This window comes from Pseudomonas sp. HTZ2 (genome assembly GCF_033173945.1).
In the GTDB taxonomy this organism is placed as follows: Bacteria; Pseudomonadota; Gammaproteobacteria; order Pseudomonadales; family Pseudomonadaceae; genus Aquipseudomonas; species Aquipseudomonas guariconensis.
In genome coordinates this window covers 4,874,195-4,898,487 of sequence record NZ_CP137332.1, presented here as the reverse complement: position 1 = coordinate 4,898,487, position 24,293 = coordinate 4,874,195, and the positions used below count along the sequence as shown (strand labels likewise).

Here is a 24,293-nt window from a genome sequence, read left to right as displayed (position 1 = left end):
CGAGCGCCACCCATGGCAGATCATCTCATTCTGAAAGGCGGCACTTGGCACGTCCGCCTGGACATCCCTCTGGACGTACGAACACACCCCGACTTTTTCTTCAAAAAGGTTCTTACGAAAAGCTTGAGAACGGGGAACCGCAACGTCGCTAAAACCGCTAGTTTGTCCATCCTCGCAGACTGGAAACGAAAGATTCAAGCGGCCAGAGACGGTCAAGATTCTCCAATATGGAAGGTAGAGGCTGAAGAACTTCGTCAAAAGGTTTTTGCTGCAATTGCTAAAGCACCTTCCGACGACCTGAGTGAACCGCATGAGATTCGAGACGTCGGGATAATTCAGATTGAATCGCCCCTGGTTTCGTAGACACCTCCAAGCCTCATAATGAGGCCCAAATAGGAGGTGCCATGAGTCGTCAGCGTTACCCCGAAGAATTCAAGATCGAAGCGGTCAAGCAAGTGACCGAGAAATTTCTCGGTCACTTGCTTGACCGCTTCGATCTTGAATTCTTCGGGGTAACGCTGACGACTCATGGCACCTCCTATTTGGGCCTCATTATGAGGCTTGGAGGTGTCTACGAAACCAGGGGCGATTCACTGTCTCAAAAAGAAGTGTTCCGTTTGAGCTACGCTTCCTTGGTCAGATAGGACACGGAGTGGAGCGATGAATTCTCAAGACATCGAGCTCAGTGACAATCAACAAGTTGAGCTGAGCCGACAAGTTCGGTCTGCCACCATCAGCCAACGCGATGGCTGTTGAGCGCGTGTAATTTTGCTGGCCGCTCAAGGTCAGACACGTAATGAAATCGCTGAGCTGACGGGCCTCTCCGTGGTGTCCGTCACGCGCTGGTGCAAGCGGTTTCTAGCACTGCGTCTTCAGGGGTTGCTGGATTTACCGGGACGAGGCCGCAAGCCTTGATTGCCTGCCGAACCCTTGAAGCGAACACTTTAGCAGGTCACTCAACCGCGCATCGGTCAGCTACGCTGAAGCTGCCGTAGCATGGCGCGTGTCGCTGGCATTTCTCCTGCCAGCGTTCAGCGGATCTGGGCTGCCAACGACATCAAGCCGCACCTCAGCCGCACCAACGAAACTCTGGAAGGGCTCCCTAACTCAAGGCCTGTTAAATCAACTGTATACAATGTCACCTTCGACCGAAGGCACGCTGCATCGACATGGGGGGACAAATGTGGGGACAAAACAAAAGCACACCATAAATACTCATAAAATCATGTAGTTATTTGCAAAAATCGCCGGCCACAAGCCGGCTTTTTAATTGTCCGCAAATGCTCCTATCCCCTGCGTGACATGGGCGCTGCGGCAATGATCAAGCTCGTGCAGCCAACGGCAACGAGCACCCAGGCCGAAAAAACATGCGACATCCCTGTGCCCCTTCTGATCATCCGATATCCAGTAGGGGCGGGATTAAACCAACAGGTAATCGGGCCGTAGGTAGGTGTTCAGTGGTTTGGGAAGGGTCCTAAAAGCTTCTCTCCGAAAAGAGAACGAGGGGTGCTCGAGATCCTACTTTTTTCGCCGGTGGAGGATTCTCCGCACCCAATCAAGGGCTCGGCGCAATCATCATCCGAACCCGCACCTACAAGGCTTAGCCTTTGACACACACCACCTGACGCAAGGTGTGAAGCACTTCCACAAGCTCTCGCTGGGCGTGCATCACCGCATCGATGTCCTTGTAGGCCATCGGGATCTCATCGATCACGTCCTTGTCCTTGCGGCACTCCACGTGTGCCGTGGCCCGCCGCTGGTCCTCGACAGTGAATTGGCTCATGGCCTTGGTGCGGCTCATCACCCGACCTGCGCCATGGCTGCAGGAGCAGAACGACTCTTCATTGCCCAGCCCACGCACGATGAAGCTCTTGGCGCCCATGGATCCGGGAATGATACCCAACTGGCCTTTTTGCGCTGACACCGCGCCTTTGCGGGTGACCAATACCTCACGGCCGAAGTGCTGCTCACGCTGCACGTAGTTGTGGTGGCAATTGACCGCCTCGAGATTCGCTTCGAAAGGCTTGCCCAAGACCTTGCGCGTGGTGGCAATCACCGCCTGCATCATCAGCTCGCGGTTGTGCCGTGCGAAGTCCTGGGCCCACTCCACCGCCTCCACGTAGTCTGCAAAATGCCGGCTGCCTTCTTCGAAGTAGGCAAGGTCCTTGTCGGGCAGGTTCGCCAAGTGCTGGCGCATGTCGGCCTGGGCCAGTTCGATGAACAGGTTGCCGATGGCGTTGCCGACACCGCGCGAGCCACTGTGCAGCATGAACCACACGCGGTCGGCCTCATCCAGGCAAACCTCGATGAAATGGTTGCCGCCACCCAGGGTGCCCAGGTGATGGCGATTGTTGGTTTTCTCCAAGCGCGGGTACTTGTCTGTGATCGCCTTGAAACGCGCGGCCAGCCCGCGCCAAGCCTGGTCGGCATGGTTAGGCACCGCGTCCCAGGCGCCCTGGTCACGCCGCCCGAAGGTCTTGCCATGGGGCACGGCTTTTTCGATGGCGCTGCGCAGGCCGTGCAGGTTATCCGGCAAGTCACGGGCGTGCAGCGAGGTGCGCGCGGCGATCATGCCGCAACCGATGTCCACCCCCACCGCAGCCGGGATGATCGCCCCGACGGTAGGGATGACGCTACCGATGGTCGAGCCCTTGCCCAAGTGCACGTCCGGCATCACCGCAAGGTGCTTGAAGATGAACGGCATGCGCGCGGTATTCATCAGTTGTTTGCGGGCGTCGTCCTCCACCGGCACGCCTTCGGTCCACAGCTTGACCGGCTTGCCGCCGGCGACGTCGAGAATGTCCATGATGTACTGCCTCACAAAAGCCTTGGTGGCCATGATACCGCCGAAGGTCGTACACCGCCGGCTTGCCAGCGGGGTGGCACAGTGGGGTATGCTTGCCCGGTCTTCAGGGCGGGGTGAAAGTCCCCACCGGCGGTAAATCGAAAGATAAGCCCGCGAGCGCCCCGGCCATGCCGGGGGTCAGCAGACCTGGTGAGATTCCAGGGCCGACGGTCATAGTCCGGATGAAAGAAGGCGTCAGGCGGGGGCCATCCGGTGCTCCTGCGCGCGCATTTTGTTCGCCCCGAGACGTTCATCGATCATTTACGAGGAGCGTTTCATGTCCACCACGCATCATCCCCAATTCCCCAATGTCACCGCTGCCATCGCCGCCTTCCAGGCCGGGCGTCCTGTGCTGCTGCTCGACGATGACGACCGCGAGGACGAAGCGGACATCATCGCCGCCGCCGAGAACATCTCGCTGCAGACCATGGCCATGATGATCCGCGACTGCAGCGGCATCGTCTGCCTGTGCCTGGACGAAGCCACGGTCGACGCCCTGCAATTGGCGCCGATGGTGCAGAACAACCAGGCGCGCCATGGCACCGGCTTCACCGTCAGCATCGAAGCGGCTGAGGGCGTCAGCACCGGCGTGTCCGCCCAGGACCGCATCACCACCATCGAAGCCGCGCTGCGCTCCACTGCCGAGCAGCGCCACATCGTCAGCCCCGGGCATGTGTTCCCGCTGCGTGCGCGCAATGGCGGCGTCCTGACACGTCGTGGCCACACTGAAGGCTCGGTGGACCTGGCACGCCTGGCCGGCCTGCGCCCGGCGGCGGTGCTGTGCGAACTGATGAACCCCGACGGCAGCATGGCCCGGGGCGAGCAGGTGGCGGTCTATGCCCGCCAGTACAACCTGCCGGTGCTGACCATCGAGGAGTTGGCGCGCTATCGCGAGGCGATGGCCGAGCGCGAAGCCGTGCCGGCCTGAGTCAGCGCAACATGCTTGCTGCGCGGCGACTTCTGCGCAGTGAACCCGCTCCCACTAGATCCTAGGCGCTCTCGAGAGCATCGTGGTTTTTGCGGGAGCGGGCCGTCTTCGGCGCTCACAATGCTGCCGCTGTCAGCGCAGCTGCAGCGGCCCTTTCAAGAATTGATACAGCCCCGCCGCGCTTTTTCGATACCCCTCGGCGGTCAGGTGCACCAGATCCGGACGCGCCAGCCCACTCGCTTGCCAGGCCGCGATCGAGCACGGCCCACCCATGTATGCCTGCCAGTCCCAGAACAGCGCCTTGTGCTTCTGCGCGGCCTGGCGCTGGATGCGAATCACCGACGCCAACGGCTGCGGCTGGCGGGCCGTACAGGTGCGAGCCTTGCGATGCTTGATCGAGTCGGGCGGGCCTATCAACAGGATCGCCGCACGCGGCAGCGCCTGACGCAGTCCGCTGAGGGCCGCGTCCAACTGCGATTGGTAGAGACTCAGGTCGAGAGTGTCATCGAAGGCTTCGTTGGTGCCGTAGGCGAGCATCACCAAGTCCGGTCGCAGGGTCTTGAGGCTCTCCTGCCAACCGGGTTGCCACTTGTTCACCACCTCCAGCCGAGCACCGTTGATGCCCAGGGACGAATAGGTCACGCCGGCGTTCTTCTGGCCCTGGATGTACCAGCCACCCAGTATCACACCTTGACTGTCTTCCACGCCGAGCCGCACCGGCAAGCTCAGATTGGTGAACGCCGGACTGAAGCGCCACTGCCCATTGCTGGCCGAAAGCATGCGCCGCTGGTTGCCATTGGCCACCAGCGTGCTGTTGCCTGCTGCCTGGTACAACGCCGAGATTCGGTAGCGCTGCGTATCGGGGTCGCGGGCCTGAAGCGTCACGCTGGCGTTTGCCAGCACCGGCCGCGACAAGTATCCACCCAGGGGAAACTGGCTGCTCTGCTGATTGCGCGCCGACACCAACTCCCACTGTTGCCGCGCACTGGCGACGATCACCCGGTCGTTGCGGATTCCCGGCACGGACGATGCCGGTATCAAGCCGATACCCCCATCGCCATAGCGCTGCTGCAACAACCGACGCAGCTCGCCGCTGAACAGGTCGGCGGCGGTATGCGAGTCACCGAACTGGACGATGGAGACGCCCGCTCGATTGGCGCCGCGCAGTTTGTTCGCCAGCAGCGCGATGTTGCCATCCTGACGCGCCGGCTGTGCGGGAATCGTCCTGGCCGCAGGCTGTGCCTGCGCGGCAGCCCCCGCACCGGTGCTGCAGCCTGGCAGGGCGCAGATCAGCAGGGTCAGGCCCAGCAGGTGATGCCATTGGCGCATTTCAATGTCCTGTAACAGTCAAACCCGGGAAGGCGATCAGCGACAGCACCTGTGCTGCGATCATCTTCTGACCGGTGATGGTGAAATGAATGCCGTCGTCGCCCCGCACCTTGACCCGCTGCCCCTCTGGTGTCTGCACTGCATAGGTGAACTGCTCGTCAGGGTAGCCAAGGAACGGGTTGGCCGAGACATAGTGCTGGCCGAACAACGCCGTACGCTCTTGATACAGACCACTGAGGTAAGCCATCGCCGTGGACAGCCGAGGCTGTTCCATATTCGGCGGGCCAACCCAGATCACTTGGACCTTGCGCTGGCGGGCCTGCTCGAGGATCGCGTCGATCCGCGAGCGGTAGATCGCCTCCCACTCAGGCGACTTGAAACGCAGGAACGGCTTGCCCTTGCCCTGGGGCATGTCCCAGGGATCGTTCGGCCCCATGAACACGATCATCAGGCGAATGTTCGGATTGGCAGCCAGGGTGTCGGTCACGGTCTTGGGCCAGTTGAAAAACCCCGGGTAGGCGAGGCCGGTGCTTTGCTTGCTAAGGTTGACCGTCTTGATCTGGTAGCGCTTGCGCAGGCTGTTGGCCAGGTGCGGCGCCACGCCCTGCATCAGCGAGTCCCCCACCAGAAAGACTTCATCGCCGGTGGCTAGGCTCGCCAGCGTGCCGGAGGGCGCTACGATCGGCAGCATGGCCTTGGCCGGCGGCACTTGTACCGTGGGCGCTGGCCGAGGCTTGGCAGGCGGAGCGACCGATTGCAGATCCACGGTCACCACCGGCATGGTCGGCGGCAGGACGACAGGCGCCGGGGTCGCGGCCACCTGCGTATTGCGCCGCAGGCTGTCGACAAAGCTGTCGCGTGCGTCTTCCAGTGCCAAGGTAAGGCTTGCGCCAAAGCGCCAGGCAGGCGATTGGCCGATGACCGGCAGCTCACAACCTTGGTGGTATTTCTGCTGGCAATACAGCTTGATCGAGTCCTGGTTCAGCCAGCACAGCAGCAGCGTAGCGATGACCAACGCGTAAAGCACCCGGGCAGCGCCCAACTGCGCCTGGAACAACTGTCGGATATCAGAAACTGGCATAGATGAACCCCGGCACGCCCGATTGCGATGCAAAGATCACCAACGACACGAATACCGCCAGCGGCACCGGATACAACGGCCACGGCAGGCGCTGGCTGGCGGCAAAGCCCTGGCGCAAGATCGCCAGCCACTGTGGATAAGTCGCCACGCACAACACGCAGCCAAGCACCGCCAAACCCGTGGAGGACGACAATCCGGCGATGCTCACCTGGGCGACATTGCCGAGCATTTCCCAGGCGCCCTCGAGTGTCGTACTGCGGAAGAACACCCAGGCGAATGCCACATAGTGGAAGGTCAGCAATCGCGCAGCCAGCCCTGCCCCCGGCAGTGCCTTGGCCCCAGGCAGCAGTTGATCGAACAGCTTGTAGACCGCCAGCCCCAAACCATGAAGCGCGCCCCAGAGAATGAAGTTCAGGCTCGCACCATGCCAAAGGCCGGACACCAACATGGCCAGCAACATGTTCAGGTTGCCGCGCCACACGCCCTGGCGATTGCCGCCCAAGGGGATGTAGACATAGTCACGGATGAAGCGCGACAAGCTGATATGCCAACGCCCCCAGAATGCCTTGAGGTTGTGCGCCGCATAGGGCGCGTTGAAGTTCTCCGGCAGGCGAAAACCCAGCAGCAGGGCGATGCCGGTCACCAGGTTGGTGTAACCGCTGAAGTTGAAATAGATCAGGAAGCTGTAGCCATACACACTCAGCAACACCTGCTCGGGCGTGAAGCTGCCAGGCGTGTCGAACACCGGATCCACCCATTCGCTGGCCAGCCAACCACCGAGTAAAAACACTTTGACCACTGCCAGGGCAATCAGCCCCAAGGCCCGCTGTGGCTCCAGCACTTGGCGGATCGCAGTTGGACGGATCTGGGGCAGCATGTCCAGGGCACGGTTGACCGGGCCAGCCACAAGGCTTGGGAAGAATGCCAGGTACAACGCAAGATTCAGTGGCGCGGCTGGCGCCAGCTCGCACCGGTTGATCGACACCAAGTAACTCACCGAATGGAAGATGTAGAACGACATGCCAATCGGCACCAGCACTTCCAGCACCGGCAAGGACACGCGCCATCCCGACTGGGCAAGGGCGGCCTGCACGCCTTCGACGAAGAACGCTTGGTACTTGAATAGGTAGAAGCAGCCCAGCACCAACCCCAGCAACAAAGCCCGGCTGAACCAGCGCCCCGGGTAACGCGCCGCCAGCAACCCGAGCAGGTACACCAGCACGCTGTAACCCAGCAGTATGTAGAGCGACTGCAGGCTGAAACTCGCCACCAGCCCATAGCTGGCCGCCAGCAGCAGCACGTTCTGCAGACGTATGCTCCAGCACAGGCTCCAATAGACAATGAAGAACAGCGTGAAGCAGAGGCCGAATTCGATCGAAAGGAAGCTCACAACGTAATCCGTTACGTGACATCGAGTAGGAGAGATGCCGACGGTTTGTAGGCCGCGGCGCAGAGCGCGCGGGATTATGGCAGAGGGCCAAAACGCTCACAATCTGAGCGCTTTGCAATTTGCAAGCTGCCGCCTCCGACACAAATGCAACAAAATGCGACGAATGATTACCCTCCCCGGTTTGCTCCCCCTGCCCCGCTCTGCTAGTGTCGCGCCGTTCTGAATGCCACCGAGACAGTCGCCATGGCCCGCAAAAAAGCCTCCATCGATTTCGAGCAATCCCTCGCCGACCTGCAAGCCTTGGTTGAGCGCCTGGAGAACGGCGAGTTGTCGCTGGAAGAGTCGCTGGCCGCCTTCGAACAAGGCATTGCCTTGACCCGTGACTGCCAGGGCGCCCTGGCACAGGCCGAACAGAAGGTGCAGATCCTGCTCGAACGCGATGGCGAACTGGCGGCCCAGCCTTTCGATGCGGAGCCCGAAGCATGATCAGCGCCTACCAGGCCAACTGCCAGGCACGTGTCGATGCTGCGCTCGAACCGCTGTTCCAGGCGCCTTCCAAGGAGCTCGAACGCCTCTACGCCGCCATGCGCTACAGCGTGATGAACGGCGGCAAGCGCGTACGCCCACTGCTGGCCTACGCTGCCTGCGAGGCCTTCGGTGCCCCGGCCGAGCAGGCCAATGGCGCCGCCTGCGCTGTGGAGCTGATCCACGCTTATTCACTGGTGCATGATGACCTGCCGGCCATGGATGACGACGACCTGCGTCGTGGCCAGCCCACCACTCACAAAGCCTTTGACGAGGCCTGCGCCATTCTGGCCGGCGACGGCCTGCAGAGCTTGGCCTTCAGCGCCCTGCTCGATGCGCGCCTGAGCCCTCAGGACGACGCCACTCGCTTGGCCATGGTCCAGGCTCTGGCCAAGGCTGCTGGGCCAGCGGGCATGGTCGGCGGCCAGGCCATCGACCTGGGCTCGGTGGGCCTCAAGCTCGACCAGCGCGCCCTTGAATACATGCACCGGCACAAGACTGGCGCCCTGATCGAAGCCAGCGTGCGCCTTGGCGCCCTGGCCAGCGCCCGCGCCAGCCAAGCGCAGCTCGAGGCCTTGCAACGTTATGCACAGGCCATTGGCCTGGCCTTCCAGGTGCAGGACGACATTCTCGACGTGGAGAGCGACACCGCCACCCTCGGTAAACGCCAGGGGGCCGATATCGCCCGCGACAAACCGACCTACCCGGCCCTGCTCGGCCTGGAAGCGGCCAAAGCCTACGCGCTCGAGCTGCGCGACCAGGCGCTGGCAGCACTCGAAGGCTTCGGTGACAGCGCAGCCCCCCTTCGCGCATTGGCCCGCTACATCGTCGAACGTCGCCACTGAAACCCTGACACCTCGACTGTGAGAGCCGGCTAGCCCGCAAATGCGATGCTCAATTGACCTGCGCATTCGCGGGTGAGCCGGCCCGCACAGGGGGCATGCAACCTGCGTCTGAATGGGCAGTAATTCCTACAATGGGGTAAACTGCCGCGTCTTCACATCTATAACGACTCGCCTGATGCCCACGACGTTTCAAGAGATCCCCCGCGAACGCCCGGTCACGCCGCTGCTGGACCGCGCCGACACGCCTGCCGGCCTGCGCCGGTTGGCTGAAGCCGACCTGGAGACCCTGGCCGACGAGCTGCGCCAGGAGCTGCTCTATACCGTTGGTCAGACCGGTGGGCATTTCGGCGCCGGCCTGGGCGTCATCGAGCTGACGATCGCCCTGCACTACGTCTTCGACACGCCGGACGACCGTCTGGTCTGGGACGTGGGCCATCAGGCCTACCCGCACAAGATCCTCACCGGCCGCCGCCAACGTATGCTCAGCCTGCGCCAGAAGGACGGTATCGCCGCCTTCCCGCGGCGCAGCGAGAGCGAGTACGACACCTTTGGTGTCGGCCACTCCAGCACGTCGATCAGTGCCGCATTGGGCATGGCCATTGCCGCCCGCCTGCAGAACGACCCACGCAAGTCGATCGCGGTGATCGGTGACGGCGCGCTGACCGCCGGCATGGCCTTCGAGGCGTTGAACCACGCCCAGGAAGTCGACGCCGACATGCTGGTGATCCTCAACGACAACGACATGTCGATCTCGCGCAACGTGGGCGGCCTGTCCAACTACCTGGCCAAGATCCTGTCCAGCCGCACCTACGCGAGCATGCGCGAGGGCAGCAAGAAGGTCCTGTCGCGCCTGCCCGGCGCCTGGGAAATCGCCCGCCGCACCGAGGAATACGCCAAAGGCATGCTGGTGCCCGGCACCTTGTTCGAGGAACTGGGCTGGAACTACATCGGCCCTATCGACGGCCACGACCTGCCGACCCTGATTGCCACTCTGCGCAACATGCGTGACCTCAAGGGCCCGCAGTTCCTGCACGTGATCACCAAAAAAGGCAAAGGCTTCGCCCCGGCCGAAGTGGACCCGATCGGCTACCACGCCATCACCAAGCTCGAACCTGCCGACAAACCGGTCGCACCGAAGAAGGTCAGCGGGCCGAAGTACTCGGCGGTGTTCGGCCAATGGCTGTGCGACATGGCCGCGGCCGACAATCGCCTAGTGGGCATCACCCCCGCAATGAAGGAAGGCTCGGACCTGGTGGCCTTCAGCGAACGCTACCCGGAGCGCTACTTCGACGTGGCGATTGCCGAGCAGCACGCGGTCACCCTGGCCGCAGGCATGGCCTGCGAAGGTGCCAAGCCGGTGGTGGCGATCTACTCCACCTTCCTGCAGCGTGCCTATGACCAGTTGATCCACGATGTGGCGGTACAGAACCTCGACGTGCTGTTCGCCATCGACCGCGCAGGCCTGGTCGGCGAAGACGGCCCGACGCACGCGGGCAGCTTCGACCTCTCGTACCTGCGTTGCATCCCGGGCATGCTGGTGATGACCCCAAGCGACGAGAACGAACTGCGCAAGATGCTCAGCACCGGCCACCTGTACAACGGCCCGGCGGCAGTGCGCTACCCTCGTGGTACCGGCCCCAACGCACCGATCAGTGGCGACCTGGAGCCGCTTCCAATCGGCAAGGGCGTGGTTCGCCGCAAAGGCGAGAAAGTCGCCATGCTGGTGTTCGGTGTGCAACTCGCCGAGGCCATGAAGGTCGCCGACGGCCTCAACGCCACCGTGGTCGACATGCGCTTCGTCAAACCCTTGGATGAGGCCTTGGTGCTGGAACTGGCCGCCCACCATGATCTGCTGGTGACCATCGAAGAGAACGCCATCATGGGCGGTGCGGGGGCTGCGGTCAGTGAGTTCCTGACCCAGGAAGCCGTGCTCAAGCCGATGCTGCACCTGGGCCTGCCGGACATTTACGTCGAACACGCCAAGCCTGCGCAGATGCTGGCCGAGTGCGGGCTCGATGCCGCCGGTATCGAAGCCTCGGTGAAGGCCCGGATGGCCAAGCTCGGCCTGTAAGCCTTTACGCTGTCTGATTGACGCATTCGCGGGCAAGCCCCGCTTCCACAGGGTTGCTCTCAAGCCCTGGGGAAGCGGGGCTTGCCCGCGAATGTTATGGAACTACCGATGAAGATTTCGTCCCTCGCCACTGCAGTTTTCTGCCTGCCCACCGCCTTGCTGGCCGCCGAACCGGATCGCGACGATGCCCTCAAACTCCCCGACGTGCTGATCAGCGCCAGTCGCCAGGTCGAGTCGCGCAGCGCCACCAGCGCCGCGAATACCGTGTTCACCCGTCACGACATTGATCGCCTGCAACCCTCCAATGTCACCGACCTGCTGACCCGTGTGCCTGGCGTTCAGGTAGCGCCCACCGGTGGACGCGGCAGCCTGCCAGGGATCTTCATCCGCGGCACCAAGGCGGCCCAGACCCTAGTGCTGGTCGATGGCGTGCGCATCGCCAATGCCACATCCGGGGACAGCGCCCTGCAATACCTGGACGTCGACCAGATCGAGCGGGTCGAAGTGCTGCGCGGGTCACGCTCGGCGATCTATGGCAGCGATGCCATTGGCGGGGTCATCCAGATTTTCACCCGTCGCGGCACAGGTCCTGGCCTGCAACCACGCCTGCGCCTGGCGGCGGGCAGCAACCAGAGCTTCCAGCGCAGCCTCGGGCTCTCCGGCGGCAGCGAGGCGACCCGCTTCAACCTCGGCGCCAGCCTGGATGAGACGGCAGGCATCGATTCGACCGGGCCATCCTTTGCCAGCGACGCGGATCATGACGCCTACCGCAACAAGTCATTCAACCTGAGTCTAAGCCACACCTTCAGCGAACGTTTCGAGACAGGGCTGAATGTGCTCGATAGCCGTGGACGCCGCGAGTACGACGAGCCTCGTGGTTTCAGCGCACAAGAGCCCTATTCGGACTTTTCCGTCAGCAGCATCGGCAGCTATCTGGACGCTCAGGTCAGCGAGGGATGGAATAGTCGGCTGGAGTTGGCCCATAGCGAGAATCGCGACGAAAGCCGCGACAAACTCGCCGGGACCCGCTATCCATTCAATACCTACCGCGACCAAGCCACCTGGCAGAACGACCTGACACTGGATGACCGCAACAGCCTGCTGCTGGGAGGCGACTGGTACGAAGATCGTGTCCATGCCAGTGCCGATTTCACCGAAGACAGCCGCTGGAACCGCGCCGCCTTCGCCCAGCACCGATTCCGTGGCGAATACTTTTCCACCGAGCTTGGCGTACGTCATGACCGCAACCAGCAGTTCGGCGGCCAGACCAGCTGGAGCGGTAGCCTGACAGTACCGCTCAACGTGAATAACGATGTGCTGCTCTCGTACAGCGAAGGTTTTCGGGCACCGACTTTCAACGACCTGTACTTCCCGGGCTACAACAATCCGGATCTCAAGCCTGAACGTTCCAAGAGTTACGAGCTGCAATGGCGCAGCCAGCTGAGCGAGCGCAGTAAGCTGGAAGCCTCGCTGTATCGCACCGACCTGCAGGACGCTATCAACTACAGCGTACGCCCGGAGAATGTCGATTCCGCGCGGGTCAATGGTTTCGAGATGGCTCTGAGCCAGGACTGGGACGGCTGGACCTCCCAACTGGGCCTCTCGCTGATCGATCCACGCGACCGCGACAGCGGCCACACCCTCTCCCGCCGTGCCCGGCGTACTGTGAGCCTGGACCTCGATCGGCAGTTCGAACGTTTCGCGCTAGGCGCCAGTTGGCAGGCGGTCAGCAGCAGCTACAACGATGAAGCGAACACCGACACTGTTGGCGGATACGGTCTACTGGGACTGCGCGGCAGCTGGGCAGCTACCAATGAGGTGAAGTTCGACCTGAAGCTGGACAACCTATTGGACAAGCAATACAGCCGCACCCATTACAACTATGAGGGCGCCAACTACGGGTATCGCGAAGAAGGCCGCACCTGGCTGCTGAGCGTCACCTGGACACCGGTGCTTTAGCCTCCAGCAACGCGCACAAACGTGCCGTGGCGTCGATCATCTGACCGCTGGGGCGCTCCAGGCCTTTGTCGGGCACCACCAGCAGGCGGTCGGCCTTCACCGCACTGAGCGTACGCCAGGCCTTCCAGCTCGCCAGTTGCGCCGGATCACCGGCCAGGATCACGTCAGGATCGCGCAACAGTACGGCCTCCACGCTCACCTGTGGTGCAGGCTGGGGAAGGTCGGCGAACAGGTTGCTGGCACCGCAAACCGTCAAAGCGTCGCTGACGATCTGCCGCCCGCCGAGGGTGTACAGCGGTTTGTCCCAAACCTGGTAGAACACTCGCAGCGGTCGTTCACGATGGTACTGCTCGCGCAAGCTGCGCAGCCGCTCACGCAGGGCCTGTGCGTATTGCCGGCCTTGCTCCGCTCGCCCGACCCGCTGTCCGATGGTTTCGATCTGCCCGATGAGTTGGTCGATATCCTTGGGTTCACCGACGAACGTCGCGATCCCAAGGTGCCTGAGTTGATCGCGCTGGGCCGGGGCCACGCTGTCGGGCCACAGCAGCAACAGATCAGGCTTGAGGCTGAGCAGGCGCTCCATGTCCAATTGCCCATGGCGTCCCACCGATGGCAGGCCAGACAACGCCGCAGGCCGCTCACCGCCATCAAGCACACCCACCAGCAAGTCCTCGGCGTGCAGTTCGAGCATGATTTCGCTCATTGAGGGCGCCAGGCTGATGACCCTTGGCCTGTCTTCGGCCAGGGCGCCGAAGGCCAGCAGGGCCAACAGGCAGAGAAGTACGCGCATCAGCCCAGCTGGCGAGGGATGCGGTAGAGGTAGAGCAGTACCACCGTGGAAAGCGCCAGCAGCACCTGAGGCACTGTCTCCAGGCCCACCAGCACCGACAGCGCCGCTACCCAGGCCGGGAAGCAGGCGAACAGCATGGCCATGCGCCGCACCTGGGCCAGTACGATCCAGGCCTGCGGCTCCTCCGGCGAACCCAGCGCCTTGGACGTCGCGATCAAGGCGCGCTTATACGCGCCAAAGCGCGGCAGGCTGAGGAACATGGTCGCAGCACCGGCAATGAACAGGGGCATCGCCAAGACGGGAATCAAGGCATCGCCGCCGCCAAAGGCCCAGGCCATCACTGGCAACGGCACCAGGCCCACCGCCAGGTATTGCCACCAGGCCAGCGCCAGGCGCCGCTTCACCTGGCCGCGGGTCACGCCTGGGGCTCGCCCTGGTGCTCGTTGCCCATCATGTGGCCGAGCTTGCCGGCCTTGGTGGCCAGATAGTGACGGTTGTGCGGGTTGTGCCCAGTGTGCAGCGGGACGCGCTCGGCGACCTTGATGCCCATGTCGGTCAGTGCCTTGACCTTGCGCGGGTTGTTGGTCATCAGACGCAGTGACTGCACGCCCAGGTGTTCGAGCATCGGCAGGCACATCGCGTAGTCGCGCTGGTCCGCAGCAAAGCCCAGGCGTTCGTTGGCTTCGACGGTATCGGCGCCACCGTCCTGGAGTTCATAGGCGCGGATCTTGTTCAACAGGCCGATCCCGCGACCTTCCTGGCGCAGGTACAGCAGCACGCCACGGCCTTCGCGGGCGATGGCCTGCAGGGCGGCCTCCAGTTGCGAGCCGCAGTCGCAGCGCTGACTGAACAACGCATCGCCGGTCAGGCATTCGGAATGCAGGCGCCCCAGCACCGGCTGACCATCGGCGATATCACCCAGGCTGAGCACCACGTGCTCGCGGCCCGTGGCTTCATCGAGAAAACCATGCATGGTGAAGATCGCGAAGGGAGTCGGGAGTTTCGAGGCGGCGACAAAGACGACGGGCACGTTGTGCTCCTAAAAGTAGGCAATTTTCAATGGCCCGATTGTATCAGCAGGCTGCAGAGCATGCGCAGGCTGAATATCGCCGCTTAAGATCGAAAAGTTCGATGTTCAGACGCCGGCGCTCTCACAGCGTCTCACGCCATATCAGTACGGCTGGCTCTCTGGCGTGAAAGGGTACGGCTGCTGCCAGCGCTCGAAAATAGGCTTGAGCTCTCCGCTGCGCACCAGTTCCTGCATGCGCCGGTCGAACAGTTCGCTCAGCGCCTTGGCCTTGTCGTTGCGAGCGAAGGCAAGGTACAGCGGCAGCTCTGCAACATGGGTACGACGCCAGCGGTCAGGATCAGGTGCCCGGTCCAAGACATAGTCGACCTCGGTCAAGGCATCGATGTAGAAGTCCACACGATCGTGCTCGAGCATCGGCAGGATACCTTCGCGGCGCTGGACCTCGCGGTACCTTTTGACATGAGGCAGGTAGTTCTGGAACTCATAGCCGCGTACCCAGGCCAGCCGGTACTGGCCGATGCTCTCGGGCGTCGGCACAGGCTTGCTGACCAGGCCCAGGGCATAGATGTGATCCACATCGAAATGCCAGCGGGGATAGAGGTTGTCGTCGTTTTCCTCGTGGTAGGAGCCCACCCAGGCATCGGCTTCGCCGCGCTTGACCAACCCTACCGCCCGGCTGTAAGGCGCGCTCTGGGTCAGTACCTTCACGCCTGCGGGCTCGAAGACCTTGCGCAGCACATCCCACGCCACGCCGGTGCCATCGGCGTTGGTGTAGTCGAGCCACTCTTCGCTGACCAGATGGATCTGCCTGGGCAGGCTTTCAGCCATGACCGCGCTCGCCCCTGGGCCAAGCAGCAACACCATTGCCAGCAGCACCGTCCTTATGCCCATGACCCACTCCTTAAGTCAGGCAACCACCCATACCAACACCTGCATGCCCAGCCAGGCGAACACACCAGCCAGGATGTCGTCGAGCATGATCCCGACACCGCCGTGCACGTGACGGTCGACCCAGCGGATCGGCCACGGCTTGAGGATGTCGAAGAAGCGGAACATCAAGAACCCCGCCAATAGCCATTGCCAGCCTTCTGGCACCAGCCACAGGGTGATCCACATCCCGACCATCTCGTCCCAGACAATGCCCTCATGGTCGTGCACCCGCAAGTCATTGGCGACTTTGCCGCACAGCCAGAAGCCAAACAGCATGGTGATGCCCAGCAATAGCCAGTAACCCCAGTCCGGCAGCATCTGCCACAGCGGGATGAACGGCAAGGCGACCAGCGAGCCCCAGGTGCCGGGCGCCTTGGGCAAAGTGCCGGAACCGAAGCCAAAGGCAATGAAATGCCAGGGGTTGCGCCAGACCGAAGGCGGAACGAACTCCGCAGGCACCTGGTTGGGGTGGTCGGTCACGGTGTCTCCCTAAAATGTTGATAGCCCCGTTGCGTCGGGGTGATGTCCTGGCCCTGCCGGTCGCGCAGGCTCACACCCTGCCCTTCGCGCACGCGGCCGATGACATGGATGACGCCCGTTTCAGGCAAGGATGAAAGAAGTGCTTCAGGCAGGGTGAACGCCAGTACGTAGTCGTCACCGCCGGTGAGCGCGGCGTACAGGGCCGCCTCGCGCCCCAGAAAGGCTTCCAGGGCCGGCGAGACGGGCACCTGCTCGGCGTTCACCTCCAAGGCAACGCCCGAAGCCTTGGCAATGTGGCCGCAGTCGGCGAGCAGCCCATCGGAGATATCCAGTGCTGCCGTGGCCCGACCGCGCAGCTGCCGGCCCAAGACAAGCTGGGGCATCGGCGACCAGTAGTGGGCGAGCAGCGGCTCGGCGACCTCGACGGGCGCCTGGCGCTGGCCCAGCACCAGCGGCAAGGCACCTGCGGCATTGCCCAGATGACCGCCGACACACAGCAAATCGCCCGGCCGGGCACCGCAACGGCGCAGGGCCTGCCCGGCGGGCACTTTGCCGAACACGGTGACGGTGATGCTCAAGGGGCCGCGGGTGGTGTCGCCGCCGATCAGGCTGACACCGCATCGGTGGGCCATGAGGTTGAGGCCGTCGGCAAACTGCCTGAGCCAGTCGGCGCCAACCCCGGGCAATGTCAGGGCCAGGGTGACACCGATCGGGTCGGCGCCCATGGCCGCCAAGTCGCTGACGGCTACCGCCAGGGAACGCTGGCCAAGTAGCAGTGGGTCGCAGGCCGCAGGGAAATGCACGCCTTCGACCAGGGTGTCGGTGGACACCGCCAACTGCTCGCCGACCGGTAGTTCCAGCAGGGCGCAGTCGTCACCGATGCCGAGGACCACACCTTCGCCGCCCTGCGCACAGGACGCGGCAGCGAAGTAATGGCGGATCAGCTCGAACTCACCCATGGTCGGAAAGCGCCGCGATCAGCGCTTGTTCGCCTTGACTTCCGCGTCACGCAGCGTCGGAGCCAGCTTGTCCAGCACACCGTTGACGAACTTGTGACCATCGGTGGCACCGAAGACCTTGGCCAGTTCCACGCCTTCGTTGATCACGACGCGGTACGGCACGTCGACGCGCTTGATGAACTCCCAGGTGGACAGGCGCAGCACCGCGAGCTCGACCGGATCGAGTTCCTCAAGCGGCAGGTCCAGGCACGGAGCCAGGGCCTTGTCGATCTCGCCCTTGATTGCCGGAACCCCGTGCAGGATCTCGCGGAAATAGGCGCCATCGATATCGGAGAAATCGTTGTCGACCCGGAACTGAGCCTCAATTTCGTTCAGCGAATGCTGGGCCATGTGCCACTGATACAGCGCCTGGGTCGCGAGCTTGCGGGCTTCGCGGCGCTTGGCGCTCTTCGAGGGCTTGCCGGCATCCGCCGCGCGTGGCTCGCGCGGGTTGAAACGATCGCTTTCGTCGCTAATCACTTGGCCTCCAACTGCGCCAGCAGGCTGACCATTTCCAGGGCGGACAGGGCAGCTTCGGCACCTTTGTTGCCGGCCTTGGTGCCGGAACGCTCGATGGCTTGCTCGATGGAGTCGACGGTCAGAACACCGAAGGCCACCGGAACACCGAACTCCATGGACACCTGGGCCAGGCCCTTGGTGCACTCGCCCGCCACGTATTCGAAGTGCGGGGTACCGCCGCGGATCACCGCGCCCAGGGCGACGATCGCGTCGTATTCGCCTTGTTGGGCGACTTTCTGTGCAACCAGCGGGATCTCGAAGGCGCCCGGGGCACGAATGATGGTGATGTCGCTTTCGCTGACGCCATGGCGTACCAGGGCATCAACGGCACCGCTCACCAGGCTTTCGACGACGAAGCTGTTGAAGCGGCCAACCACCAAAGCATAGCGACCTTTGGGGGCGATGAAGGTACCTTCGATGGTCTTCAGGGTCATTCCGGTGTTCTCATCTTAAAGAGCGAGGCCGCGCACACGCGGCCTGCGGGAGGGTTTGGACACGAGCGGCAGGACGACAGTTACGCCTGTGTCACTCGGAGGGCACGTATTCTACAACTTCCAGATCGAATCCGGATATCGCGTTGAACTTCATCGGCGAGCTCATCAGGCGCATCTTGCGCACCCCCAGGTCACGCAGGATCTGCGAGCCGGCACCGACGGTGCTGTAGGTGGTCGGGGTCTTGGGCTGGGCGTCACCGGCGCTTTCACGGATGTGCGCCAGCAGCACGTCACCATCCAGCGGGTGGCCCAGCAGCAGTACCACGCCACTGCCGGCCTCGGCCACGGCACTCATCGCTGCACGCAAGCTCCAGCGGCCCGGTTGCTTGACCATCAGCAGGTCACGCAGCGGGTCCATGTTGTGCACGCGCACCAGGGTCGGCTCCTCGGCGCAGATGGTGCCCAGGGTCAGGGCCATATGCACATCGCCCTCCACCGCGTCGCGGTAGGTGACCAGATTGAACTGACCCAGCTCGCTGTCCAGCGGCTGCTCGGCGATGCGCTGCACGGTGCGCTCGTGGATCATGCGGTAGTGGATCAGGTCGGCGATGGTGCCGATCTTCAGGCCGTGCTCGGCGGCGAAGGCCTCGAGTTCCGGGCGACGGGCCATGGTGCCGTCGTCGTTCATCACTTCGCAGATCACACCGCTGGGCTCGAACCCAGCCATGCGCGCCAGGTCGCAGGCCGCTTCGGTGTGCCCGGCGCGGGCCAGGGTGCCGCCGGCCTGGGCCATCAGCGGGAAGATATGGCCTGGGCTGACGATGTCGTCGGCCTTGGCATCGCGAGCGGCGGCCACCTGCACGGTGCGCGCGCGGTCGGCGGCGGAGATGCCGGTGGTGACGCCTTCGGCCGCTTCGATCGATACGGTGAACTTGGTACCGAAGCCCGAACCGTTGCGTGGCGCCATCAGCGGCAGCTTGAGCGTTTCGCAGCGCTCGCGGGTCATCGGCATGCAGATCAGGCCACGGGCGTGCTTGGCCATGAAGTTGATGTGCTCGGCCTGGCAGCACTCGGCGGCCATGATGATGTCGCCTTCGTTCTCACGGTCTTCGTCGTCCATGAGAATGACCATTTTGCCCTGGCGGATGTCTTCCACCAGCTCTTCGATGCTGTTGAGCGCCACTCGGCACCCCCTTCTCAATCAGGATTTCAGGTAGCCGTTGGCGGCCAGGAAGCTTTCGGTGATGCCACTGCCCTTGCTCGACTCGGCAGCCTTGTCGCCCAGCAGCAGACGCTCCAGGTAACGGGCCAGCAGGTCGACCTCAAGGTTGACCCGACGACCTGCGCGGTAGTCGGCCATGATGGTTTCGGACAGGGTGTGCGGGACGATGGTCAGCTCGAACTCAGCGCCATCGACCTCATTGACCGTCAGGCTGGTGCCGTCGACGGTGATCGACCCTTTGTGGGCGATGTACTTGGCCAGCTCCTTGGGCGCACGCACGCGGAACTGGATAGCGCGCGCGTTATCGCTGCGCGAAATGATCTCGCCGACGCCGTCGACGTGGCCGCTGACCAGATGACCGCCCAGGCGGGTGGTGGGGGTCAGGGCTTTTTCCAGGTTGACCCGGCTGCCACTCTTGAGATCGACCATGGCGGTGCGCTTGAGCGTTTCGACGCTGACATCGGCCCAGAAGCCGTCACCTGGCAGTTCCACGGCCGTCAGGCAGACGCCGTTGACGGCGATGCTGTCGCCGAGCTTGACGTCGGCCAGGTCAAGCTTGCCGGTCTCTACATAGACGCGCACGTCACCGCCTTTGGGCGTCAGGCTGCGGATGGTGCCGATGGATTCGATGATGCCGGTGAACATTGTGTCCTCCTCGGGAACAGGGCTGCGCGTGGCAAGCCAGGCATTATACGCCGGACGCCGGCAAGGGAATGGCCGTGATCCGCCAGTCATCGCCGACTGCGCGCACCTCGGTGATTTTCAAACGCGGGGCCTCGCTCATCTTTGCCAGCGGCCAGTCCAGCAGCGGGCGAGCACTGCTGCCCAGGAAGGTGCCAGCGACGAACAACTGGAACTCATCCACCAAACCCAGGCTCGCGAAGGCGCCGACCAGGCCAGCGCCGGCCTCCAGCAGGATTTCGTTGACACCACGGGCAGCCAGGGCGCGCAGCAAGGCTGGGAGATCGACCCTGCCATGCTCGCCTGGTAGGCTCAGCAGTTCGTGGCCAGCCTGGGCGTAGCGAGGGTCGGCGGCGACGGCGGTCACCACCAGGGCCGGGCCGGCCTGGAAGAACGGAGCGTCCAGCGGCAGACGCAAGCGTCCGTCGATCAGGACACGCAATGGCGGACGTGCCAGGGCCAGGGCGGTGGTGTCTGGGTCCAGGCCCAGTTCGGCGCCGCGCACGGTCATGCGGGCGTTGTCGGCCAGCACGCTTTCGGCGCTGGTCAGCACCACGCTGGAACGGGCGCGAAGGCGCTGTACCGCGGCGCGCGCTGCAGGGCCGGTGATCCACTGGCTCTCGCCGCTGGCCATGGCAGTGCGACCGTCCAGGCTCATGGCGAGCTTGGCCCGTACGAATGGCAGTCCATGCTCCATGCGCTTGAGAAAGCCCGGATTGAGCGCCCGGGCCTCAGCCTCGAGCACGCCGCTGCTGACCTCGATGCCGACCTCGGCCAAGCGACGCAGGCCGTTGCCTGCCACCTGCGGGTTGGGGTCCTGCATCGCCGCCACGACCCGGGCCACGCCAGCCTGCACCAACGCCTCGGCGCATGGGGGAGTGCGGCCATGGTGGCTGCAAGGCTCGAGCGTCACGTAGGCACACGCACCTCGTGCGCGCTCGCCGGCCTGGCGCAGGGCATGGACTTCGGCATGGGGTTCGCCGGCTCGCACGTGCCAGCCTTCGCCGACCACCTCGCCGTCCCGCACGATCACACACCCCACACGCGGATTGGGATGGGTGCTGTACAGGCCCTTGCGGGCCAATTCCAGGGCTCGCGCCATGTAGTGGGCATCGAGGATGGCGGTTTGGCTTGGCATGGTCATTCTTTGGCGGGCTCTCGGGCCAGGCGGTCGATTTCTTCGCGGAACTCGTCCAGATCCTGGAAGCGCCGGTAGACCGATGCGAAACGGATGTAGGCGACTTCGTCGAGCTTGCGCAGCTCGGCCATCACCAGTTCGCCCACCACCAGCGACTTGACCTCGCGCTCACCGGTGGCGCGTAGCTTGTGCTTGATGTGCGCCAGCGCCGCTTCCAGGCGCTCGACACTGACCGGACGTTTTTCCAGCGCTCGCTGCATGCCAGCGCGCAGTTTTTCTTCATCGAAGGGCTGGCGGGTGCCGTCCTGCTTGATCAGCCGGGGCAAGACCAGCTCGGCGGTCTCGAAGGTGGTGAAGCGCTCGCCGCAGGCGACGCATTCACGGCGGCGGCGCACCTGTTCGCCCTCGGCGACCAGGCGCGAGTCGATGACCTTGGTGTCGTTGGCACCGCAAAAGGGACAGTGCATGGTGGCAGGCAACAAAAAAAGGGAGGGCCATGGTAGCGCATCCCACTGGCAAGACAAGCCAAAGGGGTTACCATCCATGGAATTCTGCCTGCGAAGGATTACCCCCATGCATTACCGAGCGCTCGTCGTGCTGTGCCTCACCGGCCTGCTCGCCGCCTGCGGCAGCGACCAACCCAAGCCCGAGCAAACTGTCACCGCGCCCCCGGCCAAGGCCGTGAAGAAAAAAGGCGAGGAGCTGGGCCCGCTGCCGGCCTATCAGCGCGAACTGAGCGGCACCTTGCTACAAGTGCCGGCCGGCGCCGAAGTGGAACTGGCGCTGCTGGTCATCGATGAGCGTGGCCGCCCGCAGCGCCTGCTGGCGAGCAGCAACCTCACCGGTACCGGACAGGACCTGCCCTATCGCCTGCGCTTCAGCCCCGAAGCCTTCCCTGCCGGCGCTCGCGTGGAGTTGCGCGGCCGGGCCAGTCGCTCTGGGCAGTTGATCTTGCACCTGCCACCTCTGCGTATCGCCCAGGCCACCACCCAGGTCACTGGTCCCCTGCGCTTCGAGAAGGCGCCCTAGATGCCCCCATTGCATCTGCAGCGGGCCCTGAGCGGTCTGATCGGCGAGGCGCGTCTGGTCGAGAGCGAGCTACCTGACTGCGAACTGAAGCTGTGGCTGATCGACGCCGACAACATGGACCGCGCCTTCAGCCCCGAGGAAACCCGGCGCATCCTCGACGAACCGCCGTACTGGAGCTTCTGCTGGGCCAGCGGCCTGGCCATGGCCCGCTACCTGGCCGAGCAACCGCACTGGGTACGCGGTAAGCGGGTGCTGGACTTCGGCGCAGGCTCAGGTATCGCCGGTATCGCCGCCGCACGTGCAGGCGCACTGGAAGTCGTGGCCTGCGACCTCGACCCATTGGCACTGGATGCCTGTCGCGCCAATGCCGCGCTCAACGGCGTGAAACTTGGCTACAGCGGCGATTTCTTCGCAGAGCAAGACCGCTTCGACCTGATCCTCGTCGCCGACGTGCTCTACGACCGCGCCAACCTGCCACTGCTCGATGAATTCCTCAGCCGCGGTCGCCAGGCCTTGGTGGCCGATTCCCGGGTGCGCAACTTCGATCATCCGCGCTATCAGGCGCTTGGCGTGCTCGAGGCGCTGACCCTGCCGGACCTGGCCGAGCCACACGAATTCCGCCGGGTCAGCCTGTACCACGCCAGCCGCGAGCCTTTATAGTGGTGCCATTCAAGGATTTGCGAGAGTCGCGATGAACCAAGACACGCCGTACATTTTCGATGCCAGCGATGCCACCTTCCAGCAACTGGTCATCGAGAATTCTTTTCACAAGCCGGTGCTGGTGGATTTCTGGGCCGAATGGTGCGCGCCGTGCAAGGCGCTGATGCCGCTGCTGGCCAAGATCGCCGAGGGTTACCAGGGCGAGTTGCTGCTGGCCAAGGTCAATTGCGATGTGGAGCAGCAGATCGTCGCCCAGTTCGGTATCCGCAGCCTGCCGACCGTGGTGTTGTTCAAGGACGGTCAGCCGGTCGACGGTTTTGCCGGCGCCCAGCCTGAGTCGGCCATCCGCGCGATGCTCGAACCCCACGTGCAAATGCCCGCCGCACCGACCGCCTCGCCGCTGGAGCAGGCCAAGGCACTGTTCGCCGAAAGCCGCTTCAGCGAAGCCGAAGCGCTGCTCCAGGCGCTGCTGAGCGAAGACAACAGCAATGTCGAGGGGCTGATCCTCTATGCCCGTTGCCTGGCCGAGCGAGGCGAGCTGGGCGAAGCCCAGGTGGTGCTGGATGCGGTCAAGACCGACGAGCACAAGGCCGCCCTGGCCGGCGCCAAGGCCCAGCTGACCTTCCTGCGCCAGGCCGCCAGCCTGCCGGAAGTTGCCGAGCTCAAGAGCCGCCTGGCGCAGAACCCGCAGGATGACGAAGCAACCTACCAGCTGTGCATCCAGCAATTGGCTCGCCAGCAGTACGAGCCAGCGCTCGAGGGCCTGCTCAAGTTATTCCAGCGCAACCGCGGCTACGAAGATGGCCTGCCGCAGAAGGCGTTGCTGCAGGTGTTCGAGCTGCTGGGCAATGATCATCCGCTGGTGAGCGTTTATCGGCGTAAGCTGTCGGCGGCGATGTTCTGATCGTCATTGCGGCTGTTTTGCAGCCCAAGCGCAGGCTACGCCAGCTCCCAATGTGCTGTCGGGATGGCCTGCGATGGGCCGCACAGCGGCCCTCGCTCATCCTACCCAGTGATACACCGGCGCGTCCGGGCCGCTTTCCACCTTCACCTCATTGCTGTGGCGCAAACGCACCAACAGCCGCTTGCCCGCTGCCGTGCTGCCGGCGAGTCCTTCCAGGCGCCCCAGCAACTCCGGCCCGCTGATCTGCACGGCCTGACGCAGCAGCTCACAGGCAGCCAACCATTGTCCATCGTCCTGCTGTGGTGGGGTGGTTGCGTTCGTAGCCGCCGCTTCGGCAATGGCCGGCGCCTCCAGTTGATGTCCCAACTGCGCCCACTCCGCAGGCTCCAGCTCGATGGTCAGGTCCACCGGCCAATCGCCGATTTGTCCACGTATTCTCACGCTACCTTCCTTACCTACAGGGTCGATGGCTTCATGCTCCCATGAACATGAAACCTGCGCCAGG

27 protein-coding genes, 1 pseudogene and 1 riboswitch are annotated in these 24,293 nt (G+C 63.6%); of the genes and pseudogenes, 11 read left to right on the top strand and 17 right to left on the bottom strand.

What is annotated here, in order from left to right; all coding sequences use genetic code 11:
- Window positions 1–12: 12 nt before the first annotated feature.
- From R6G97_RS22845 to R6G97_RS22835, 3 genes and pseudogenes are all read left to right on the top strand, one after another.
- A complete protein-coding gene (locus R6G97_RS22845; RefSeq protein WP_317847557.1) occupies window positions 13–363 on the top strand; it encodes a DUF6538 domain-containing protein in 351 nt (116 codons plus the stop codon).
- 41 nt (window positions 364–404) lie between these two features.
- Window positions 405–644, top strand: a complete 240-nt coding sequence (locus R6G97_RS22840; RefSeq protein WP_317847556.1) for a hypothetical protein — start codon at window positions 405–407, stop codon at window positions 642–644.
- 16 nt (window positions 645–660) lie between these two features.
- A pseudogene (locus tag R6G97_RS22835) lies at window positions 661–1,080 on the top strand (helix-turn-helix domain-containing protein); the annotation flags it as partial.
- Between the two features lie 520 nt (window positions 1,081–1,600).
- Here R6G97_RS22835 and R6G97_RS22830 read toward each other — a convergent pair.
- Entirely contained in the window at window positions 1,601–2,806 is a 1,206-nt protein-coding gene (locus R6G97_RS22830; protein WP_317847555.1) for an RtcB family protein, read from the bottom strand.
- A 95-nt stretch (window positions 2,807–2,901) separates the two neighbouring features.
- A riboswitch (FMN riboswitch) is annotated at window positions 2,902–3,043 on the top strand.
- 79 nt (window positions 3,044–3,122) lie between these two features.
- On the opposite strand from R6G97_RS22830, the gene ribB reads away from it, so the two are divergent.
- Entirely contained in the window at window positions 3,123–3,773 is a 651-nt protein-coding gene (gene ribB / locus R6G97_RS22825) for a 3,4-dihydroxy-2-butanone-4-phosphate synthase (protein ID WP_317847554.1), read from the top strand.
- 132 nt (window positions 3,774–3,905) lie between these two features.
- Here the strand turns inward: ribB and R6G97_RS22820 are convergent, their stop codons facing one another.
- Genes R6G97_RS22820 through R6G97_RS22810 form a run of 3 tightly spaced genes read right to left on the bottom strand, consistent with a single transcriptional unit; the run spans window position 3,906 to window position 7,573 of the window.
- Entirely contained in the window at window positions 3,906–5,102 is a 1,197-nt protein-coding gene (locus R6G97_RS22820) for an SGNH/GDSL hydrolase family protein (RefSeq protein WP_317847553.1), read from the bottom strand.
- A gap of 1 nt (window position 5,103) precedes the next feature.
- The gene (locus tag R6G97_RS22815; RefSeq protein ID WP_317847552.1) at window positions 5,104–6,183 is read right to left on the bottom strand and encodes an SGNH/GDSL hydrolase family protein; all 1,080 of its coding nucleotides are present in this window, start codon (window positions 6,181–6,183) and stop codon (window positions 5,104–5,106) included.
- The gene (locus R6G97_RS22810; RefSeq protein ID WP_317847551.1) at window positions 6,170–7,573 is read right to left on the bottom strand and encodes an MBOAT family O-acyltransferase; all 1,404 of its coding nucleotides are present in this window, start codon (window positions 7,571–7,573) and stop codon (window positions 6,170–6,172) included. The genes R6G97_RS22815 and R6G97_RS22810 overlap by 14 nt, the downstream gene beginning before the upstream one ends.
- A 243-nt stretch (window positions 7,574–7,816) precedes the next feature.
- Between R6G97_RS22810 and R6G97_RS22805 the strand changes: the two genes are divergently transcribed.
- The 4 genes from R6G97_RS22805 (at window position 7,817) to R6G97_RS22790 (ending at window position 12,973) form a co-directional block, all read left to right on the top strand.
- Window positions 7,817–8,059: an exodeoxyribonuclease VII small subunit gene (locus R6G97_RS22805; protein WP_011531978.1), complete on the top strand. Its 243-nt coding sequence runs from the start codon at window positions 7,817–7,819 to the stop codon at window positions 8,057–8,059.
- The gene (gene ispA, locus R6G97_RS22800) at window positions 8,056–8,943 is read left to right on the top strand and encodes a (2E,6E)-farnesyl diphosphate synthase (protein ID WP_090346926.1); all 888 of its coding nucleotides are present in this window, start codon (window positions 8,056–8,058) and stop codon (window positions 8,941–8,943) included. Before R6G97_RS22805 ends, ispA begins: the two co-directional genes overlap by 4 nt.
- Before the next feature lie 175 nt (window positions 8,944–9,118).
- Window positions 9,119–11,014, top strand: a complete 1,896-nt coding sequence (gene dxs / locus R6G97_RS22795) for a 1-deoxy-D-xylulose-5-phosphate synthase (protein WP_102082500.1) — start codon at window positions 9,119–9,121, stop codon at window positions 11,012–11,014.
- A gap of 108 nt (window positions 11,015–11,122) precedes the next feature.
- The gene (locus tag R6G97_RS22790) at window positions 11,123–12,973 is read left to right on the top strand and encodes a TonB-dependent receptor plug domain-containing protein (protein ID WP_317847550.1); all 1,851 of its coding nucleotides are present in this window, start codon (window positions 11,123–11,125) and stop codon (window positions 12,971–12,973) included.
- Here the strand turns inward: R6G97_RS22790 and R6G97_RS22785 are convergent.
- The 12 genes from R6G97_RS22785 to nrdR all read right to left on the bottom strand — a co-directional run bounded on the left by R6G97_RS22785 (window position 12,951) and on the right by nrdR (window position 21,662).
- A complete protein-coding gene (locus tag R6G97_RS22785) occupies window positions 12,951–13,763 on the bottom strand; it encodes a cobalamin-binding protein (protein ID WP_043210206.1) in 813 nt (270 codons plus the stop codon). The two genes, R6G97_RS22790 and R6G97_RS22785, sit on opposite strands and share 23 nt — an antisense overlap.
- Complete coding sequence (locus R6G97_RS22780) at window positions 13,763–14,182, bottom strand: MFS transporter (RefSeq protein ID WP_090346923.1); 420 nt, start codon at window positions 14,180–14,182, stop codon at window positions 13,763–13,765. The genes R6G97_RS22785 and R6G97_RS22780 overlap by 1 nt, the downstream gene beginning before the upstream one ends.
- Window positions 14,179–14,793, bottom strand: coding sequence for a GTP cyclohydrolase II (ribA, locus tag R6G97_RS22775; RefSeq protein WP_043210209.1), 615 nt, complete (start codon window positions 14,791–14,793; stop codon window positions 14,179–14,181). Before ribA ends, R6G97_RS22780 begins: the two co-directional genes overlap by 4 nt.
- 141 nt (window positions 14,794–14,934) lie before the next feature.
- On the bottom strand, window positions 14,935–15,684 hold the full coding sequence (locus R6G97_RS22770; RefSeq protein ID WP_070573937.1) for a substrate-binding periplasmic protein: 750 nt from the start codon (window positions 15,682–15,684) through the stop codon (window positions 14,935–14,937).
- A gap of 15 nt (window positions 15,685–15,699) precedes the next feature.
- Complete coding sequence (locus R6G97_RS22765) at window positions 15,700–16,203, bottom strand: phosphatidylglycerophosphatase A family protein (RefSeq protein WP_043210214.1); 504 nt, start codon at window positions 16,201–16,203, stop codon at window positions 15,700–15,702.
- Window positions 16,200–17,162 (bottom strand): thiamine-phosphate kinase, encoded by a 963-nt coding sequence (gene thiL / locus R6G97_RS22760; protein WP_317847549.1) that lies wholly within the window; start codon window positions 17,160–17,162, stop codon window positions 16,200–16,202. The genes R6G97_RS22765 and thiL overlap by 4 nt, the downstream gene beginning before the upstream one ends.
- Window positions 17,163–17,180: 18 nt before the next feature.
- The gene (nusB, locus tag R6G97_RS22755; protein ID WP_043210218.1) at window positions 17,181–17,681 is read right to left on the bottom strand and encodes a transcription antitermination factor NusB; all 501 of its coding nucleotides are present in this window, start codon (window positions 17,679–17,681) and stop codon (window positions 17,181–17,183) included.
- Window positions 17,678–18,154: a 6,7-dimethyl-8-ribityllumazine synthase gene (ribH, locus tag R6G97_RS22750; protein WP_043210219.1), complete on the bottom strand. Its 477-nt coding sequence runs from the start codon at window positions 18,152–18,154 to the stop codon at window positions 17,678–17,680. The genes nusB and ribH overlap by 4 nt, the downstream gene beginning before the upstream one ends.
- 91 nt (window positions 18,155–18,245) lie before the next feature.
- On the bottom strand, window positions 18,246–19,337 hold the full coding sequence (ribBA, locus tag R6G97_RS22745; protein ID WP_043210223.1) for a bifunctional 3,4-dihydroxy-2-butanone-4-phosphate synthase/GTP cyclohydrolase II: 1,092 nt from the start codon (window positions 19,335–19,337) through the stop codon (window positions 18,246–18,248).
- Window positions 19,338–19,355: 18 nt separating this feature from the next.
- Window positions 19,356–20,021, bottom strand: coding sequence for a riboflavin synthase (locus R6G97_RS22740; RefSeq protein WP_043210224.1), 666 nt, complete (start codon window positions 20,019–20,021; stop codon window positions 19,356–19,358).
- A 43-nt stretch (window positions 20,022–20,064) separates the two neighbouring features.
- Entirely contained in the window at window positions 20,065–21,195 is a 1,131-nt protein-coding gene (gene ribD / locus R6G97_RS22735; RefSeq protein ID WP_317847548.1) for a bifunctional diaminohydroxyphosphoribosylaminopyrimidine deaminase/5-amino-6-(5-phosphoribosylamino)uracil reductase RibD, read from the bottom strand.
- A 2-nt stretch (window positions 21,196–21,197) separates the two neighbouring features.
- Entirely contained in the window at window positions 21,198–21,662 is a 465-nt protein-coding gene (gene nrdR, locus R6G97_RS22730) for a transcriptional regulator NrdR (protein WP_043210325.1), read from the bottom strand.
- 106 nt (window positions 21,663–21,768) lie between these two features.
- Between nrdR and R6G97_RS22725 the strand changes: the two genes are divergently transcribed.
- The 3 genes from R6G97_RS22725 to trxA are packed head-to-tail and all read left to right on the top strand — an operon-like array spanning window position 21,769 to window position 23,788.
- On the top strand, window positions 21,769–22,224 hold the full coding sequence (locus tag R6G97_RS22725; RefSeq protein WP_043210229.1) for a lipoprotein: 456 nt from the start codon (window positions 21,769–21,771) through the stop codon (window positions 22,222–22,224).
- Window positions 22,225–22,884: a class I SAM-dependent methyltransferase gene (locus R6G97_RS22720; protein WP_070573927.1), complete on the top strand. Its 660-nt coding sequence runs from the start codon at window positions 22,225–22,227 to the stop codon at window positions 22,882–22,884.
- A gap of 31 nt (window positions 22,885–22,915) precedes the next feature.
- The gene (gene trxA, locus R6G97_RS22715; protein ID WP_043210233.1) at window positions 22,916–23,788 is read left to right on the top strand and encodes a thioredoxin; all 873 of its coding nucleotides are present in this window, start codon (window positions 22,916–22,918) and stop codon (window positions 23,786–23,788) included.
- A 96-nt stretch (window positions 23,789–23,884) separates the two neighbouring features.
- Here trxA and R6G97_RS22710 read toward each other — a convergent pair whose 3' ends face one another.
- The gene (locus tag R6G97_RS22710) at window positions 23,885–24,229 is read right to left on the bottom strand and encodes a hypothetical protein (protein ID WP_090346920.1); all 345 of its coding nucleotides are present in this window, start codon (window positions 24,227–24,229) and stop codon (window positions 23,885–23,887) included.
- Window positions 24,230–24,293 lie beyond the last annotated feature (64 nt).

What these genes read in the sequence shown, in the direction of transcription:
- R6G97_RS22845 (WP_317847557.1), top strand. Translation starts at nt 13, where the DNA reads ATGGCAGATCATCTCATTCTGAAAGGCGGCACTTGGCACGTCCGCCTG.
- R6G97_RS22840 (WP_317847556.1), top strand. Translation starts at nt 405, where the DNA reads ATGAGTCGTCAGCGTTACCCCGAAGAATTCAAGATCGAAGCGGTCAAG.
- R6G97_RS22830 (WP_317847555.1), bottom strand. Translation starts at nt 2,806, where the DNA reads ATGGACATTCTCGACGTCGCCGGCGGCAAGCCGGTCAAGCTGTGGACC.
- ribB (WP_317847554.1), top strand. Translation starts at nt 3,123, where the DNA reads ATGTCCACCACGCATCATCCCCAATTCCCCAATGTCACCGCTGCCATC.
- R6G97_RS22820 (WP_317847553.1), bottom strand. Translation starts at nt 5,102, where the DNA reads ATGCGCCAATGGCATCACCTGCTGGGCCTGACCCTGCTGATCTGCGCC.
- R6G97_RS22815 (WP_317847552.1), bottom strand. Translation starts at nt 6,183, where the DNA reads ATGCCAGTTTCTGATATCCGACAGTTGTTCCAGGCGCAGTTGGGCGCT.
- R6G97_RS22805 (WP_011531978.1), top strand. Translation starts at nt 7,817, where the DNA reads ATGGCCCGCAAAAAAGCCTCCATCGATTTCGAGCAATCCCTCGCCGAC.
- ispA (WP_090346926.1), top strand. Translation starts at nt 8,056, where the DNA reads ATGATCAGCGCCTACCAGGCCAACTGCCAGGCACGTGTCGATGCTGCG.
- dxs (WP_102082500.1), top strand. Translation starts at nt 9,119, where the DNA reads ATGCCCACGACGTTTCAAGAGATCCCCCGCGAACGCCCGGTCACGCCG.
- R6G97_RS22790 (WP_317847550.1), top strand. Translation starts at nt 11,123, where the DNA reads ATGAAGATTTCGTCCCTCGCCACTGCAGTTTTCTGCCTGCCCACCGCC.
- R6G97_RS22785 (WP_043210206.1), bottom strand. Translation starts at nt 13,763, where the DNA reads ATGCGCGTACTTCTCTGCCTGTTGGCCCTGCTGGCCTTCGGCGCCCTG.
- R6G97_RS22770 (WP_070573937.1), bottom strand. Translation starts at nt 15,684, where the DNA reads ATGGGCATAAGGACGGTGCTGCTGGCAATGGTGTTGCTGCTTGGCCCA.
- thiL (WP_317847549.1), bottom strand. Translation starts at nt 17,162, where the DNA reads ATGGGTGAGTTCGAGCTGATCCGCCATTACTTCGCTGCCGCGTCCTGT.
- ribH (WP_043210219.1), bottom strand. Translation starts at nt 18,154, where the DNA reads ATGACCCTGAAGACCATCGAAGGTACCTTCATCGCCCCCAAAGGTCGC.
- R6G97_RS22740 (WP_043210224.1), bottom strand. Translation starts at nt 20,021, where the DNA reads ATGTTCACCGGCATCATCGAATCCATCGGCACCATCCGCAGCCTGACG.
- ribD (WP_317847548.1), bottom strand. Translation starts at nt 21,195, where the DNA reads ATGCCAAGCCAAACCGCCATCCTCGATGCCCACTACATGGCGCGAGCC.
- nrdR (WP_043210325.1), bottom strand. Translation starts at nt 21,662, where the DNA reads ATGCACTGTCCCTTTTGCGGTGCCAACGACACCAAGGTCATCGACTCG.
- R6G97_RS22725 (WP_043210229.1), top strand. Translation starts at nt 21,769, where the DNA reads ATGCATTACCGAGCGCTCGTCGTGCTGTGCCTCACCGGCCTGCTCGCC.
- R6G97_RS22720 (WP_070573927.1), top strand. Translation starts at nt 22,225, where the DNA reads ATGCCCCCATTGCATCTGCAGCGGGCCCTGAGCGGTCTGATCGGCGAG.
- trxA (WP_043210233.1), top strand. Translation starts at nt 22,916, where the DNA reads ATGAACCAAGACACGCCGTACATTTTCGATGCCAGCGATGCCACCTTC.